This is a genomic window from Mycobacteroides abscessus ATCC 19977 (assembly GCF_000069185.1).
In the GTDB taxonomy this organism is placed as follows: domain Bacteria; phylum Actinomycetota; class Actinomycetes; order Mycobacteriales; family Mycobacteriaceae; genus Mycobacterium; species Mycobacterium abscessus.
Genome location: NC_010397.1, coordinates 2199415 through 2215825, shown reverse-complemented (window position 1 = coordinate 2215825; position 16411 = coordinate 2199415). Strand labels below are relative to the sequence as shown.

At 66.5% G+C, this 16411-nt stretch carries 16 protein-coding genes; 5 read left to right on the top strand and 11 right to left on the bottom strand.

The features are described from left to right. Window positions 1-14: 14 nt before the first annotated feature. The 3 genes from cobG to MAB_RS11210 are packed head-to-tail and all read left to right on the top strand — an operon-like array spanning window position 15 to window position 3317. The gene (gene cobG / locus MAB_RS11220; RefSeq protein ID WP_005086496.1) at window positions 15-1175 is read left to right on the top strand and encodes a precorrin-3B synthase; all 1161 of its coding nucleotides are present in this window, start codon (window positions 15-17) and stop codon (window positions 1173-1175) included. Between the two features lie 9 nt (window positions 1176-1184). Further along, window positions 1185-1811, top strand: a complete 627-nt coding sequence (locus tag MAB_RS11215; protein ID WP_005080079.1) for a precorrin-8X methylmutase — start codon at window positions 1185-1187, stop codon at window positions 1809-1811. A gap of 6 nt (window positions 1812-1817) precedes the next feature. Continuing rightward, complete coding sequence (locus MAB_RS11210; RefSeq protein WP_005086498.1) at window positions 1818-3317, top strand: precorrin-2 C(20)-methyltransferase; 1500 nt, start codon at window positions 1818-1820, stop codon at window positions 3315-3317. Here the strand turns inward: MAB_RS11210 and MAB_RS11205 are convergent. The 4 genes from MAB_RS11205 to MAB_RS11190 are packed head-to-tail and all read right to left on the bottom strand — an operon-like array spanning window position 3289 to window position 6768. Next, window positions 3289-4017 carry a cobalt-precorrin-6A reductase gene (locus tag MAB_RS11205; protein ID WP_005086499.1) on the bottom strand — a complete coding sequence of 243 codons (729 nt, stop codon included), beginning with the start codon at window positions 4015-4017 and terminating at the stop codon, window positions 3289-3291. The genes MAB_RS11210 and MAB_RS11205 overlap by 29 nt on opposite strands. Window positions 4018-4037: 20 nt before the next feature. Continuing rightward, entirely contained in the window at window positions 4038-4793 is a 756-nt protein-coding gene (gene cobM / locus MAB_RS11200) for a precorrin-4 C(11)-methyltransferase (protein ID WP_005075099.1), read from the bottom strand. Continuing rightward, entirely contained in the window at window positions 4790-6046 is a 1257-nt protein-coding gene (locus tag MAB_RS11195; RefSeq protein WP_005110717.1) for a bifunctional cobalt-precorrin-7 (C(5))-methyltransferase/cobalt-precorrin-6B (C(15))-methyltransferase, read from the bottom strand. The genes cobM and MAB_RS11195 overlap by 4 nt, the downstream gene beginning before the upstream one ends. After that, window positions 6043-6768, bottom strand: a complete 726-nt coding sequence (locus tag MAB_RS11190; RefSeq protein WP_005080084.1) for an SDR family NAD(P)-dependent oxidoreductase — start codon at window positions 6766-6768, stop codon at window positions 6043-6045. Before MAB_RS11190 ends, MAB_RS11195 begins: the two co-directional genes overlap by 4 nt. Before the next feature lie 101 nt (window positions 6769-6869). On the opposite strand from MAB_RS11190, the gene MAB_RS11185 reads away from it, so the two are divergent. After that, window positions 6870-7295 (top strand): F420-dependent biliverdin reductase, encoded by a 426-nt coding sequence (locus MAB_RS11185; RefSeq protein ID WP_005080085.1) that lies wholly within the window; start codon window positions 6870-6872, stop codon window positions 7293-7295. On the opposite strand, the gene MAB_RS11180 is transcribed toward MAB_RS11185, so the two are convergent. Beyond that, window positions 7285-8409 (bottom strand): M24 family metallopeptidase, encoded by a 1125-nt coding sequence (locus tag MAB_RS11180; protein ID WP_005080086.1) that lies wholly within the window; start codon window positions 8407-8409, stop codon window positions 7285-7287. The genes MAB_RS11185 and MAB_RS11180 overlap by 11 nt on opposite strands. 75 nt (window positions 8410-8484) lie before the next feature. Here MAB_RS11180 and MAB_RS11175 point away from each other — a divergent pair, with 75 nt between their 5' ends. Continuing rightward, window positions 8485-9456: a 5'-3' exonuclease gene (locus tag MAB_RS11175; RefSeq protein ID WP_005110715.1), complete on the top strand. Its 972-nt coding sequence runs from the start codon at window positions 8485-8487 to the stop codon at window positions 9454-9456. Between the two features lie 58 nt (window positions 9457-9514). On the opposite strand, the gene MAB_RS11170 is transcribed toward MAB_RS11175, so the two are convergent. The 6 genes from MAB_RS11170 to MAB_RS11145 form a co-directional block, all read right to left on the bottom strand. Beyond that, window positions 9515-10222 carry a DUF4333 domain-containing protein gene (locus tag MAB_RS11170; RefSeq protein ID WP_005061338.1) on the bottom strand — a complete coding sequence of 236 codons (708 nt, stop codon included), beginning with the start codon at window positions 10220-10222 and terminating at the stop codon, window positions 9515-9517. A gap of 79 nt (window positions 10223-10301) precedes the next feature. Then, window positions 10302-13070, bottom strand: a complete 2769-nt coding sequence (locus tag MAB_RS11165) for a DEAD/DEAH box helicase (protein ID WP_005086507.1) — start codon at window positions 13068-13070, stop codon at window positions 10302-10304. Between the two features lie 22 nt (window positions 13071-13092). After that, window positions 13093-14034 carry a twin-arginine translocase subunit TatC gene (gene tatC, locus MAB_RS11160; protein WP_012296518.1) on the bottom strand — a complete coding sequence of 314 codons (942 nt, stop codon included), beginning with the start codon at window positions 14032-14034 and terminating at the stop codon, window positions 13093-13095. A 45-nt stretch (window positions 14035-14079) separates the two neighbouring features. Further along, on the bottom strand, window positions 14080-14346 hold the full coding sequence (gene tatA, locus MAB_RS11155; RefSeq protein ID WP_005115899.1) for a Sec-independent protein translocase subunit TatA: 267 nt from the start codon (window positions 14344-14346) through the stop codon (window positions 14080-14082). Between the two features lie 57 nt (window positions 14347-14403). Continuing rightward, the gene (locus MAB_RS11150; protein ID WP_005080095.1) at window positions 14404-15360 is read right to left on the bottom strand and encodes a helix-turn-helix transcriptional regulator; all 957 of its coding nucleotides are present in this window, start codon (window positions 15358-15360) and stop codon (window positions 14404-14406) included. Beyond that, on the bottom strand, window positions 15357-16349 hold the full coding sequence (locus MAB_RS11145) for a helix-turn-helix transcriptional regulator (protein ID WP_005080096.1): 993 nt from the start codon (window positions 16347-16349) through the stop codon (window positions 15357-15359). Before MAB_RS11145 ends, MAB_RS11150 begins: the two co-directional genes overlap by 4 nt. Window positions 16350-16411 lie beyond the last annotated feature (62 nt).

Genomic DNA, 16411 nt, shown 5'->3' with positions numbered 1-16411 from the left:
CCTACGGTGAGTAGGTGACCCGCTCCTCAGCCGACGACGCATGCCCCGGTGCGTTGCGGTTGCATGAGGCGGCCGACGGAGCGTTGGCGCGTATCCGCCTGCCCGGCGGGATGCTGTCATCGGCGCAGCTGGCCGCGTTGGCCGAGGCCGCCGGCGACCATGGCGCGCCGATCTTGGAGCTCACCTCTCGCGGCAATGTGCAGCTGCGATCGGTACGGGACGCGAATGCAGTGGGGGCACTACTGTCGGAGGCCGGACTGCTGCCGTCGCCACGTCATGAGCGGGTCCGCAACATCGTCGCCTCCCCGCTATCGGGACGGGCCGGCGAGTTCCCGGACGCACGCCCCCTGGTTTCCGCGCTTGACCGCGGGCTGACGGCCGCCGCCACCCTCGCCGAGCTGCCCGGCCGATTCTTGTTCAGCCTTGATGACGGGCGCGGCGACATGGCGGCCATGGGCGCCGACATCGGGCTGCGCCACGATCAGAAGGGATGGCGGCTGCTCCTCGGCGGCCGCACCACCTCGGTGTGCGACGGCGACGCCGTCGACGCAGTCGAACGGATGCTCACGGCCGCCCGGAAGTTCGTGGAAATCCGCGGCAATGCCTGGCGGGTCGCAGAGCTGCCCGAAGGCGCGGGCACGCTTGCGCGTGCGATCGATGCGGTGTTCATCGACGGACCGCCGGATCCCACGCCTGCGCCACGCGCGCCGGTGGGGTGGATCGAGCAGCTTCGGACCGGCGAATCCCCGGGTGAGCTGGTGACGCTGGGCGCCGCGGTTCCGCTGGGGCAGCTGCCGGCCAGAGTTGCGGCCCTACTGGCGGCGGTGGAAAAACCAGTCATCGTCACCCCGTGGCGGTCCGTGTTGCTGTGCGACCTACCTCACGGGGACGCCGACGCGGTGCTGCGTGTGCTGGCACCACTGGGCCTGGTCTTCGACGAGCGCTCCCCCTGGCTCAACGCCAGTTCCTGCACCGGGCTGCCCGGGTGCGGGCGTTCGCGGACCGATGTACATGCCGACGTGCGCCTCGAGGTGGCCGAAGAGATCGCCAGCGGTATCCATTCACCGGTGCATCGGCATTGGGTGGGCTGCCCGCGAGCCTGCGGCTCCCCCAGCACGGGACAGGTGCTGGTGGCGACGGAGCTGGGTTATCGGCCGCTGGAGCGGCACCCGTAGGGTTAGCGCGTGCTGGACTACGTACGAGACGGAGCCGAGATCTATCGGCAGTCGTTCGCGACCATCAGGGCTGAGGCCGATCTGTCGGCGTTTCCCGACGATGTGGCGCGTGTGGTGGTCAGGCTCATCCACACCTGCGGGCAGGTGGACCTGCCCGGCGAGATCGCTTTCACCCCCGGTGTGGTCGCACGCACCCGTGCCGCGCTGGATGCCGGGGCGCCCATCCTGTGCGATTCCTCGATGGTCGCGGCGGGCATCACCCGGCTGCGCCTGCCCGCCGACAACGAGGTGGTCTCGTTGGTTGCCGACCCGCGCGCAGCGGAGCTGGCCCAGCGCACGGGGACCACGAGATCGGCTGCCGCCGTAGACCTCTGGGCCGATCGGCTCCCCGGTTCGGTCGCCGCCATCGGCAACGCTCCCACCGCACTGTTCCGCATCCTCGAACTCATCGACGAGGGCCTGGCTCCCCCGGTGTCCGTCCTGGGTGGCCCCGTCGGATTCGTCGGTTCAGCCCAGTCAAAACAAGAACTGATCGACCGCCCGCGTGGCATGGAGTATCTGCTGGTGCGGGGGCGGCGCGGCGGCAGCGCGATGGCGGCCGCCGCGGTGAATGCGATTGCGAGCGATAAGGACTAACGGAGCATGACCGATGCGAACAAACCCCGCGGGGTGCTGTGGGGCGTGGGACTCGGCCCCGGTGATCCCGAGCTGGTGACGGTCAAGGCCGCACGGGTGATCGGCGATGCCGATGTGGTGGCATTTCACAGCGCACGGCATGGTCGCAGCATCGCCCGTTCGATCGCCGAGCCATATCTGCGACCAGGCCAGATCGAGGAGCATCTGGTCTACCCGGTCACCACCGAAACCACCGATCACCCGGGCGGCTACCGCGGCGCGATCGACGACTTCTACGAAGAGTCCGCGAACCGGATTGCCGCACATCTCGATTCCGGACGGAACGTGGCATTGCTGGCCGAGGGCGATCCGCTGTTCTACAGCTCCTATATGCATATGCATCGCCGTCTGACCGACAGATTCGACGCCGTCATCATCCCCGGCGTGACATCGTTCAGCGCCGCCTCGGCCGCCACCGGCACCCCACTGGTGGAGGGGGACGAGATTTTGACCGTGATTCCCGGCACCCTGCCCGCCGACGAGATCACCCGCAGGCTCGGCGATTCCCATGCCGCGGTCATCATGAAACTGGGCCGGTCCTACGGCGCCGTGCGCCAGGCGTTGGACGCCTCCGGCCTGCTGGATCGCGCGTACTACGTGGAACGGGCCAGTACCCCGGGCCAGCGGGTACTTCCCGCCGCCGAGGTGGACCCCGCCTCGGTGCCGTACTTCTCGCTGGTCCTGGTCCCCGGAGCACAATCGGCAACCGACATCGACACCGACCCGGACGGGATGGTCACGGTCCTCGGCCTGGGCCCGGGGCATCACGATTGGACCACCACCGAGGTGCGCCAGGAGCTGGCGCGGGCCACCGACCTCATCGGCTACGGCCCGTACCTGGATCGGATCCCCGCCCGGGACGGCCAAGTTCGGCATGCCAGCGACAACCGCGACGAGCCGGCGCGTGCCGAGTTGGCGTTCAAGCTCGCTGCCGGTGGCCGCCGGGTGGCCGTCGTTTCGTCCGGCGACCCCGGCGTGTTCGCGATGGCCGCGGCGGTACTGGAGGAGGCGAGGGCGTGGCCGGATGTGACGGTCCGGGTACTGCCCGCGATGACGGCCGCACAGGCCGTCGCCAGCCGAGTGGGCGCTCCCCTCGGACACGACTACGCGGTGATCTCGCTATCCGATCGCCTGAAGCCGTGGAAGGTCATCGAGTCTCGGCTACGCGCCGCCGCGGCGGCCGATCTCGTGCTGGCCGTGTATAACCCGGCATCGAAGTCCCGGACCTGGCAGGTGGCATCGATGCGTGACGTGCTGCTGGAACATCGCGATCCGGCGACACCGGTGGTGTTGGGGCGCGATGTCGGCGGCGCGGGGGAATCCGTGCGGGTTACCACCCTGGGCGAGCTCGACCCCACCGTGGTGGACATGCGTACCCTACTGATCATCGGCTCGTCGCAGACCCAATGGCACGACACCGATTCTGGCCCGCAGGTCTTTACACCCCGGCGTTATCCCGCTCGGTAACCCATTGCTGCGCCGCATCCACGGTGGACACGGTGGACACGTTCTCCGGCAACGCGGGCCTGTCAATCATCACGACGGGAATGCCCAGCGCCGCTGCCGCTTCCAACTTGGCCGAGGTCATGGTGCCACCACTGTTCTTGGTGACCAGAACCTCGATCTCGTATTGGCGCATCAGCTCGGTTTCCTCGGCGACCGTGTAGGGCCCGCGTGACAACAGCAGGTGGTGTCTTTCGGGTAGCTCGTCGGCGGACATCGGCTCCACCACCCGGATCAGAAACCAGGCATCCGAGAACAGGAAAGCCCCGACGCTGGAGCGTCCGGACGTGAGAAACACTCGCGAGAAGCCCTGCGCCACCACCGCATCCTTGGCCTCGGCAGCCGAGCTCACCACGGTGGCATCCCCGGCCGGCCACGGTGGACGCCGCACGATGAGATGAGGGATGCCCAGCCGCGCGCACGCGGCCGCCGCGTTCTCGGTGATCGTCGCCGCAAACGGGTGTGTGGCATCTACCACTGCATCAATAGCGTTGTCCAACAACCATTTCCGCAATCCCACCTCGCCACCAAAACCACCGATCCGCAGCGCACCGGCGGGGACCGCGGGGTTGTTCACACGTCCCGCGAGGGAGGTGGTGACGTCGAATCGGGGTGCTAGCCGCTCGGCCAACTCGCGTGCTTCCGCCGAGCCCCCGAGGATCAAGACTCTCCTTAGTGCTGGCATCAGTGCGAAGCCCCTCTCCGACGTCCCGAGGAATACAGATAGCTATCGGTAAACCCCTCTGCCGCAAGCACCTTGCCTACGAAAATGACCGCAGTCTTGGTGACAGCCGCCTCCTTCAGCTGCCCGGCTATGTCGGCAAGGGTGCCACGCAGGATCGTCTCGGAGGGCCAGCTGGCGTAGGCCACCACGGCGACCGGAGTATCGGACGGATATCCCCCGGCGACGAGATCGGCAGCCACGGTATCGATCTGGGCCGCCGCCAGGTGCAATGCCAGTGTTGCCCCGGGTGCGGCCAGCGTGCGCAGATCCTCACCCTCGGGCATCGCGGTGGACAACGTCGAAACGCGGGTGATCGTGACCGTCTGCGCGACGCCCGGAACGGTGAGTTCGGTACCCAGCGCCGCAGCGGCTGCCGCGAAAGCCGGCACACCCGGCACGATTTCATGATCGATACCCAGCACGTCGAGCCGCCGACACTGTTCGGCGACCGCACTGTAGAGGGAAGGATCACCGGAATGCAGTCGGGCAACATCTAATCCTTCCGCATCGGCCGCGGATATCTCCTCGATGATGGCGTCCAGGGTCAGCGGACCGGTGTCGACAACGCGAGCTCCCGGTGGGCACTCCGCCAACAGGTCATCCGGCATGATCGATCCCGCATACAGACACACAGAGCACTGCCGCAGGATCCGCTGTCCACGCACCGTGATGAGGTCGGCCGCGCCCGGTCCGGCACCGATGAAATAGACGGTCATGATTTTTCGGTGCTCCACTGAACTACGGGCAGACGAGATCTCCAACTGGTGAAGCCTCCGAGCGGGGCGGCGTCTTCGACACGATACCTGCGCAACTCTCCCCCATAGCGGCAATACCATCGCAGCAACAACGCTTCGGATTCCGCGGTAACAGCGTTGACAACCATCCGGCCCCCGATCGGCAGCCGTTCCCAGCATGCCTCCAGCAGACCCGGCTGGGTCACGCCGCCACCCACGAAGATCACATCCGGAGCGACAGCCTGTTCGAAATCGTCCGGGGCCGCGCCGAATACATCGATATCGACGCCGAATTTCGTCGCATTGGCGGCGATGGAGGCCCGCCGTGACGGCTCGATCTCAAAGGCCGAGGCGCTACAGCCGGTGCCGCTGCGCGACCATTCAACCGCAATACTGCCCGATCCCGCACCGACGTCCCAGAGCCGCTGGCCGGGCCGTGGCCCCAGTGCCGCCAGGGTAACCGCCCGAATCTCGTGCTTGGTGATCTGACCGTCGTGCTCGAACACACTCTCGGGCAGGCCGGCAACCAACGGCAGGATGGCCACTTCTTCTGCCGGAACATATTCGACGGCAATAACATTCAAGGCATCGCCGAGCGGGTGATCCCAGCTCCGGGCGACACCTCCGAACGAGTGCTCGCCCGCGCCGCCCAACTGCTCCCATACCGTCAAACGCGAATCACCCAGGCCGGACTCCGATAGGGTCTGCGCCAGCTCCCGCGGCGTTCCGGCGTTGCGACTCAACACCACTGCGCGCCCACCGAATCTGCGGGCCGAACGGGCGGGTGCGTTCACCAGGCTGATGATCTCGATATCGTTTACGGCCCATCCCATGCGGGAACAGGCCAACGACACGCTGGATATGTGCGGATGGACATCGACCCGCTGCGCACCGAACAGCCGGGTGAGTGTGGTACCGATGCCGTGCAGCATGGGGTCACCGCTCGCGAGCACGTGAACATCACCAAGACCATCGAACATGGTGGGCAACGCGGGCAACAGCGGCGAGGGCCACACCCGGCATTCGGCCACCAGGGATTCTTCGGCTAGCAGCTCCAGCTGGCGCAGGGAACCGAAAATTACTGACGCTCGGTGTAATTCACGGCGGGAACGCGCCGACAGCCCATCAACACCGTCGGCGCCTATCCCGACCACGGTGATCCGGCCCGTCGGTGCTTCAGGCTCGTGGCCCGACGGGCTCATCGGTGCTCCATGCTCTTCGCCCGACGGGCTCATCGCGGCATCCTGCGCCATACCGACGACGGTACCCACCGCATGACGAAGGCGAGCGCACCCAGCGGCCGGGGTATCCACACCGTGCGCTTTCCGCCGCGCAACGCCCGCACCGTCGCTGCGGCCACTTGGGGCGGCGTGCTCGACAAAGGCGCCGGTGACATACCCGCCGACATTCGGCCGATCACGAAACCCGGCCGCGCTATCAGCAGGCGGACTCCGGATCCATGGAGCGCGTCGGCAAGTCCGCTCGCGAAACCGTCCAGTCCCGCCTTGGCCGATCCGTACACGTAATTGGCCCGGCGCACGCGCCAGCCGGCGATCGATGAAAAGACCACCAGGGCACCGCGGCCGACGCCGCGCATGCGCACAGCCAGGCTGGTCAGCAGCGCGATCTGAGCCACATAGTCGATGTGCACTATCGCGGCGGCATGTTCGGAATCGGTCTCGGCCCGCGCCTGGTCACCCAACAGTCCGAACGCAAGGACTGCTACGTCGATGGCCCCGTACCGCTCGATGATGGAATCCAATACCGACTCATGGGTGTCAAGCCGGCCCGCGTCAAACTCAACGCAGTCGATACCGGTAGCGCCTGCCTCGAGTATGCGCCGCTTCTCTTCGCGCAGGTCATCTGCCCGGCGCGCGGCCAACACCACCGTGTTATCCGGCGCCAATCGGGTCGCCACCTCGAGTCCGATCTCGCTACGGCCCCCAAAGATCACCACCGTTGACGGTCTTCGCCCAAGCGGCTTATCCCCCAGCTGGCCGGAGTGTCGCACCGTGTCGGTCACGTCAGCGATTATGTCCTGCGCTAGCGTGATGGTTGATGCCGAACACCCCTACAACCCGACTTACCGATGATGCGCTGGCGTTCCTGTCCGAGCGCCATCTGGCCATGCTGACCACGCTGAGGCAAGACAACAGCCCGCATGTGGTGGCTGTCGGCTTCACCTTCGACCCCGCGACCCATATCGCGCGCGTCATCACCACCGGCGGCTCGCAGAAGGCCGTCAACGCCGAGCGCGGCGGCGTCGCGGTGCTAAGTCAGGTAGACGGCGCCCGCTGGCTCTCCCTGGAGGGTTCGGCCACCGTGGTCACCGACAAGGACGCCGTGCGTGACGCCGAACTGCGTTATGCGCAGCGCTACCGCACCCCGCGTGTCAACCCGAAGCGGGTGGTCATCGAGGTCAAGATCGAGCGGGTGCTGGGTTCTTCGGATCTGCTGAACCGGGCCGACAGTCCTAGCGAGTAGGCACCACCGTCAGGCCGTGGGGCCGCGAATTCACCGATTCGCAACCGTTTTCGGTGATGACGACGATGTCCTCGATCCGCGCACCCCACTGGCCCGGGAAGTACACGCCCGGCTCAATACTGAAGGCCATACCGGGTTCGAGTACCAGTTCGTTGCCCTCGACGATGTACGGCTCCTCATGTACCGACAGCCCGATGCCGTGTCCGGTGCGATGTACAAAGGCCTCACCCATCCCCGCTTCGGTCAGAACCCGGCGCGCGGCGGCATCCACCGACTCCGCCGTCACACCGGGACGGGCCGCATGTACCGCCGCCTGCTGCGCCCGCTCAAGCACCGAAATCCGTTGAGCAACATCGGGGTCAGGCTCACCAATACTGTAGGTGCGGGTGCTGTCGGAGTTATAACCCGGCTCGTAGCTACCGCCGATGTCCACCACCACAATGTCCCCGGTCCGCAGTTCACGATCCGAGCACTCATGGTGCGGGTCGGCCCCGTGTGGGCCGGAACCGACGATGATGAAAGCCACCTCCGAATGCCCCTCGGCCACAATCGCTTCAGCGATATCCGCGGCCACCTGCGCCTCCGTGCGCCCCGGAATCAGTAATTCGGGTACCAGGGCGTGCACCCGGTCGATGGCGGCGCCGGCCTTACGCAGCGCGTCGATCTCGGAGGCGTCTTTGACCATGCGCAACCGGCGTAGCACGCCGGTTGCCAAGACCGGCACCGTTCCGACCAGTTGCGCCAGCGGCAACAGGTGCAGTGCGGGCATCGACTCGGTCACCGCCACAGTTCCGGCGGTCCCCAGTGCCGCGCGCACCAGCTCGTAGGGATTCTCCCCGTCGACCCAATCGCTGATGGGAATGTTCAGGTCGCCGATAGCTGAATCCCGCAGCGCCGCAAGCTCCATCCGAGGAGCGACCACAGTGGGCTGCCCCGTCGCCGGCACCACCAGGGCGGTGAGCCGCTCGAACGTCTGCGCGCGCGATCCCGTGAGGTACCGCAGGTCGTATCCGGGGGTGACCACCAGACCCGTCACTCCCACCTTCTCGGCCTCCTGGGCCGCGCGTCGCAGTCGGTCGGCGTAGACGTCGGATTCGAAACGCTGGGGTGCCATACGGTCCAGGCTATCTGGCATAGGTTGAGTGCTGTGTCAGAAGACCCAGCCCGAACCGTTCCCGCCAGACCCGTCTTGCTGCTCGACGGCGCCAGCCTGTGGTTCCGTTCCTACTTCGGGGTTCCCGATTCCATCACGTCACCCGACGGCAGACCGGTCAACGCCGTCCGCGGCTTCCTCGACACGGTGTCACAGCTGATCACCCTGTATCGGCCTCACCGGCTCGCGGTATGCCTCGATCTGGATTGGCGCCCGGCATGGCGAGTGGCCGCGATTCCGTCGTACAAGGCGCACCGCGTGGTCACGGATGATCCGCTTGCGGGAAGACCATCAGACACCGTGGGCGCGCAGACTGTCGATATCGAGGAGGTGCCCGACGAGCTGACCCCTCAGGTCGACATGATCGCCGACATACTCGATGCCTTCGGCATCGCATCGGCAGGAGCTGCCGGCTTCGAGGCCGACGACGTGCTGGGAACCCTTGCGGCCAATGAGCGCCGGGACCCGGTCATCGTGGTCAGCGGCGATCGCGACCTGCTGCAGGTCGTCGCCGACGTCCCGGTGCCCGTTCGCGTCTTCTACATGGGCCGCGGATTCGCCAAGGCCACCCTGTTCGGCCCGACCGAAGTGGCCGAGCAGTACGGTGTGCCCCTCGCGCGCGCCGGCGCGGCCTATGCCGAGCTGGCCTTGTTGCGTGGCGACCCGTCCGACGGTCTACCCGGCGTCCCGGGCGTGGGCGAGAAGACCGCGGCCAAACTTCTCGCCGAGTTTGGGTCGCTGGACGGCATACTCACCGCAGCCGATGATCCGAAATCCGGTCTGGCCAAGGCCGTTCGCGCCAAGCTGCAGGCAGCGACCGTCTACATGGCCGCCGCCGAGCCGGTGGTGCGGGTCGCGGTGGACGCGCCGGTAATTGTCGACCGCGACAGCGACGCGCTGCCGCTGACGGCGCGCGATCCGCGGCGAGTCGCCGAGCTGGGCGCCGAACTGGGCATCGGGTCGGCGGTCACCCGTCTGCAAAAGGCGCTTGACGGCCTGCCCCGGTAGTACAAACAACGCCGAGTGTGCGGATCTGCACACTCGGCGTTGTTGAGGAGGGAACCGATTACTTGGGGCGACCGACCTCGTAGGTGCCCTTGTCGTTCTGGAACGTCACGGTGACCTGACGCTTGGTGCCATCGATGCTGACGTCGCAGGTGAAGGTTGCGCCCTTCTTCACCTCGGGGTTGTTGCCGTCATTGCACTTGACGTCCTTGACGTTCTTGGCGCCGTAACCGTTGGTCTCGTCGGTCAGGATCTTCGTCACACCGTCCTGGGCCTTGTTCACGTCCAGGGTGGTGGTGACCGCCCAGCCGGGAGCCAGGAACGCGGTGACCAGCAACACGATCAAGACCACCGCCGCGGCGACGATACCGCCGATGATCGCGATGGTCTTGGTGGACCGCTGCGGCTTACCGGCGCCGAACTGAGGGAACGGCTGTCCCTGCGGCTGCCCGTACTGCCCGGGGTAGGCACCCTGCTGTCCGTACTGTCCCTGTTGGCCGTAGGCACCGGGCTGCCCGAACTGGCTCGGCTCGCCGAATCCCTGGCCGGGCTGCTGACCGAACTGGCTCGGATCCCCAAAACCACCGCCCGGGAAACCGGGCTGCTGGTACTGCGGGTACTGCTGTCCCTGTCCGTAGGCCGGCTGCTGCCAGCCCTGCTCACCCTGCTGCGCCGGATCTGACGATTGCGGTGTCTGCCAGGGATCTTGGCCTTGCCCAGGTTGCGGCGCCCACTGTCCGCCGGGTTCCGTTCCCTGTGGACCGCTCATCGTTCCTCCCGTGTCGCGACCTTGTTTCTTACCGGTGTGTAAGAGCGTGCTGACGCTCCACCTTAGCGTTTGCTCGACCTTATGTGCCATCAACGGCAACGACGCCACGCCGCACGTCACCGACCGCCGCCTTCGCCGCCGAACGCACCTCGGCATCCGGCGCGGCCTTGTGAATCTGGTCGAGCAGATCCACCACTTGTCGGCACCACCGCACGAAATCACCCGCGGGCAGCGCGGTACCGGTATCGCCGGCGGCCTCCAACGACGCCGCCAAATCTCCTGTGGTCGCCCACCGGTACACGGCCGCCACGAAACCCTCGTCGATCTCGCGTGTCGGGGAAAGATGATGCTGCTGTTCATCGCGCCGCAGCCGTGCCAGCGCCCGATGGGTCTCGGCCAGCGCCCCACGCAGCGCGGCCGTCGGCGCCTCGCCTGTCGCCGATACCGTGTCGCCGCGCGACTCGTACAGGACCGCCGAAGCCACCGCCGCCAGCTCGGCGGGCTTGAGCCCCGCCCACAGGCCGCGCCGCAGGCATTCGGCTACCAGCAGATCGCTCTCGCTGTAGATGCGGGCCAGCAGCATGCCGTCCTGGGTGACCTTCATGCCGAGCTCGGCACTGTCCTCGACGTATCCGCGTTCGGCGAGCAGCGCCAGGATGCGGTCGAAGGTGCGCGCGAGCGAGTTGGTCGCGGCCGCCACCTTCTTCTGCAGTTGCGCGTTGTCACGTTCGATGCGCAGATAGCGCTCGCCGGTGCGCGCCAACTCCTCCCGATTGGGGGCGTGATGTACCGGATGTTCACGGATTTCGCGGCGCAGCCGTTCGAGGTCCGCGTCGGCGTCACCATGCCTGCCGTCCGTGCGCCGCTTACCGGGCTGCGGCCTACGGACCCGTCCCTCATCGAGCGCCGAGCGCAATGCCGAGGCAACGTCACGGCGCACCTTGGGTTGACGGTGCTCGACGCGTTTGGGCAGCGCGATGGACCCGAGAGGTTCGGCACCACCCGAGTAGTCCGCCGATGAAATCCTTCCGGCCCAACGATGTTCGGTGAGAACCAAGGGCCGCGGGTCTTCGTCGTCGTGGGCAGGCTCCAGCACCACGGCCACGCCGTTACGCCGGCCATGGGGAATCGCGATCACATCGCCGCGCTTGAGGGCCGCCAAGGCGTCGTTGGCCGCACCCCGGCGCTCAAGCCGGGACGCCCGCGCAGCGGCGCGCTCCCGCTCGGTGAGGCCGGCCCTCAGCCGGACATACTGCAGCACCGAGCCATCGTGTCCATCGAGCTCACCGGCGATCTCGTCAAGCATCTTCCGGCCGCGCTCGATACCGCGCACCAGACCCACCACGGAGCGATCGGCCTGGTACTGGGCGAAGGATCGCTCCAGCAGCTCTCGCGCAGGGTCCGGACCCATGCGGTGCACCAGGTTGATCGTCATGTTGTACGACGGCGCAAACGAACTGCGCAGCGGAAAGGTACGTGTGGACGCCAAGCCGGCTATCTCGGTGGGCTCCACCTCCGGTGTCCACAGCACGACGGCGTGTCCCTCGACGTCGATTCCACGGCGGCCCGCCCGGCCGGTCAGCTGGGTGTACTCCCCCGGCGTCAACGCGGCGTGCTGCTCACCGTTGAACTTGACCAATCGCTCCAGCACGACCGTGCGCGCCGGCATGTTGATTCCCAAAGCCAATGTCTCGGTGGCGAATACCGCCTTCACCAGCCCCTTGGTGAACAGTTCCTCGACGGTGTGCCGGAACACCGGAAGCATGCCCGCATGGTGCGCGGCGATGCCACGCAGCAGCCCCTCGCGCCACTGCCAGTAACCGAGCACATCGAGATCGGCCTCGGGCAACCCTTCGGTACGCCGGTCGATGATGGCGATGATCTCCCGCCGTTCCTCTTCGGTGGTGAGCCGTAGCCGGGACCGAAGGCATTGGGCCACAGCACCATCGCATCCGGCGCGCGAGAAGATGAATGTGATCGCCGGCAGCAGACCATCCTCATCGAGTCGGGTGATCACCTCGGGGCGCGACGGCGGGCGATACAGCGTGGGCGGCCTGGAAGTGCGCTGCTGCGGTCCGCGCCGCCGCGGCCGATCGAAGTCGGCGAAACGATCGGCCTGACGGCGCTGCGCGATGTAGCGCGTAAGACCCGGGTCGACTCGAGAAGGATTTCCCGTTCCGCCTGATGCTCTTCGCCCAAGAGGCTCATCGCCATCAAACAGATCGAAGAGCCGCCGCCCGACCATGACGTGCTGCCACAACGGAACCGGGCGTGTTTCATCGACCACCACCGTGGTGTCCCCGCGCACCGTCTTGATCCAGCCACCGAACTCCTCGGCATTGCTGACCGTAGCCGACAGACTGGCCAGCGCGACGTCCTCGGGAAGGTGCAGAATCACCTCTTCCCACACCGCACCGCGGAACCGGTCGGCCAGGAAATGCACCTCGTCCATCACCACATAGGAAAGCCCATGCAGTGCGGGCGAATCCGCGTACAACATGTTGCGCAGTACCTCGGTGGTCATCACCACCACCGGAGCATCCGAGTTGATCGACGAATCACCCGTGAGCAGGCCGACCTTCTCGGGCCCGTATACAGACACCAGATCGTTGTGCTTTTGGTTGCTCAGGGCCTTGATCGGGGTGGTGTAGAAGCACTTGCGCCCCGCCGCGAGGGCCAGGTGCACCGCGAATTCCCCGACGATGGTCTTACCCGCGCCGGTGGGCGCGCAGACCAGCACACCATGCCCGTTCTCCAGCGCAGTACAGGCGCGCACCTGAAACGGATCGAGCGCGAAGCTCAGCCCCTCGGAGAACGCGCGCAACTGCGGCGGCGGGACTGTGGTCAACGTTCTTCGCTCAAGAGGCTCATCACTTGCCCCTATTGTCGAACCGCTCGGCGGGCCCGATCGGTTCGGGTGCGTCGATGGCCTCGGGCGCGTCGAGCGTAGAAGCCTCGTCATCGCTGAGCTGCTGCGCCGCCTCGCGCTTGGCCTTGCGTTTGTCATGCACCCGGGAGACCTGGATGGAGAACTCCAACAACAACGTGAGCGCGAGTCCCAGCGCGGTCATGGAGAACGGATCGGATCCCGGCGTCGCGAAAGCGGCGAAAACGAAGAGACCGAAGATCAGACCCCGGCGCCAGTTTCTGAGCTTGTCGTAGGACAGAATCCCGACGAAGTTCAGCATGACGATCAGCAACGGAAACTCGAAGCTGACGCCGAAGACCAGCAGCAGGTTGATCAGGAAGCTGAAGTACTCGTCACCCTTGAGCCCGGTGACTTGCACATCGCTACCCACCGTGAGCAGGAAGTGCAGGGCCTTGGCCAGTACCAGGTAGGCCAACAACGCGCCGGCGACGAACAGCACCGCCGCCGCGGTCACGAAGATGATCGCGAACTTGCGTTCGTTGCGGTACAGACCGGGGGTGATAAATCGCCAGATCTGGTACAGCCACACCGGGCAGGCCAGCACCACGCCGGCCGTCAGCCCGACCTTGAGGCGCAACATGAACTGTTCGAAAGGCGCCGTGGCCAAAAGCCGGCAGGCGCCGTCGACACTCAGATTGGCCCGCGCACTCGCCGGCAATGAGCAGTACGGTTCACGCAACCACTCACCGAGACTCTCGATGCCGAACAACGTGTGCTCGTACCAGACAAAACCGACGATCGTGGTCAGCAGGACGGCCGCCACCGAAATGAGCAGGCGGGTACGCAGTTCCTGCAGATGCTCGACGAGCGACATGGTGCCGTCGGGATTTTTGGGTTGTCGAGGACGTCCAGGCAGCCGAAGAGCACCCAGAACTTTGTTCATAAACGCATGACCTGTCCGGCCGGCCTATCCCGCGGCGGGACGCGGCTAGGCGGTGGGCTTGTGGCCGGGAGTCGATTCGATGGGGGGCGCTTCCACCGCGACGGTGGGGGGCACTTGCGGCTGTTCCACAGCCTGCGGGGTGTCGGATGCCTTCGCAGCGTTTCCCTCGTTCTGCAGTTCCTTGACTTCCGATTTGAAGATCCGCAACGACTTACCCAGCGAACGCGCGAGGTCGGGCAGCTTCTTAGCTCCGAAGAGCAGCGCGAATACGACGATTACGATCACCCAGTGCATGGGTTGTAGACCGCCCAATGTGGTCACCTCCAGACGTCGTGTATGCCTTGAATGCTACCCCAGGCCCCGGGGCGGTCAGCTGGCCTGATAGGCCGCCAGTGCCGCGGTCGCATCGGCACGAACCCGGCGCGCCAGCGACTCGGGTGCCAGCACCCGGATCGCCGATCCAAAACCGAGGATCAACCGTGCCATCCAGTCCTCTGAGGCGTAGGTCATTGCGGCCTCCAGCGATCCGTCGGGATGCTGGGTACCGGTCGGGCGCATCGGGAAGTAGTCGAAAACCCAGGACGCACTCGGGCCCACGATCACGGTCGCCGCCGGTAGCGACGGATCCGCCTCGAACAGGCCCGTATCGGTGGCCGTCTGGACCGCTGGGGCGGGAGGGGCGGCGCGCTGGTCGAGAACCTCGGCCTGCTCTATGCGGTCGAATCGGAACAACCGCACACCCTCGGACCCTCGGCACCAGGCTTCCAGGTAGCTGTGGTCTCCCACCACCGCGATACGAATCGGGTCAACAATTCGCTCCGACAACGTGTCTCGCGATGCCGAATAGTATTCGATACGCAGTGCCTGCCGGTTGCGCACCGCCGAGCGCACCGCGGTCACCGCCTCGGATTCGGTGCGGGCGGACAACGGCGCGGGCGCCGCGTCGGTAGGTAGCGCGCCCACGGCCTCCTCGATCTTGGCGATGGCGCTGCGCGCGGCCTCTGGATCGACGGTGCCGGGCATGTCCAGCAGCGCGCGCAGCGCGACCAACAGTGCCGTGGCCTCTGGCGAGGTGAGGCGCAGCGGCCGGTCGATGCCCGCCGAGAAGGTCACCTCGATGCTCTCCTCGGAGAAGGACAGATCGATCAGATCCCCGGGCCCGTACCCGGGTAGCCCGCACATCCACAGCTGGTTCAGATCGGCCATCAGCTGCTTGGTGGTGACACCCAGGTCCGCGGCGGCCTCGGCCGCGCTGATACCCGGATTGGCCTGGAAGTACGGAACCATGTTCAGCAGTCGCGTGAGCCTGTTCGACAGCTCGGTCATGCGGTGACTCCTGCCTGCTCCTGAAGCCGGGCCACGACCTCGTCGCGCACCTGTGCCGGTTCCAGCGCCACGGCGTCGGCACCGTGTGAGGCGATGGACCGGACGAGCCGATCCGGTGAGGCGACGTCGATCTCGACGATGTCCCCGTCACGTTCCCCCAGACGGCGTGAGTCGACCACGACGCCCATCCGGCGCAGTTCCTGCGCGCGCCCTTCGGCGATCCAGACCCGAGCGGTGATCCGCACCGGTCCGTCTCCCACGGCGGCGGCGACGATGGCACGCAGGTCGGCGCCCTCGGGGCGGCGGATCGTTCCCGGCTTCTCGATTTTGGTGACGTCCTCGCCGATACGGGAAAGGCGAAAGGTACGGGTGGCGTCCCGGTCCCGATCATGTCCGACCAGGTACCAGCGTCCCCTATCGGTGATCACGCCCCAGGGCTCGACCGTACGGGTGACGTATGGCTCCGTGCGCGAAGGACGGTGCCCGAACTGCACCGCCTGCCCGGAGTCGATGGCGGACAACAGAATCCGTAATACCGATTCCGACCCGCGTCCGCCCGGCATGGCGGCCGGTGCGGCCACGGAGACATTCTCGGCCGCCGGGTCGACGTCGACGCCCGCCGCACGCAGCTTCATCAGCGCACCCTGTGCGGCGGTGACCAGCTCGGGCGACTGCCACAACTGGGTGGCGACGGCGACGGCCGCGGACTCGTCTGCGGTAAGCGTGATATCCGGCAGCTCGTAGGCGTCACGCCGGATCCGATAGCCCTCGGTGGCGTCGAAGGACGACACCTTGCCCGTCTCCAGCGGGATGCCCAAATCGCGCAGTTCGTTCTTGTCGCGCTCGAACATCCGGCTGAAGGCCTCGTCACTCGGCGAATCCGAGTACCCGGCCACCGAGGTCCGGATCCGTTCGGCCGTGACGTAGGTACGAGTGGACAGCAGGCAGATCACCAGGTTCATCAACCGCTCGACTTTGGAGATCGCCACGGCGGAAAGCTTAGAGGACGGCGAAAGTTTGTTCGAGAGGACGCGCGAACACCCGGAGCCGC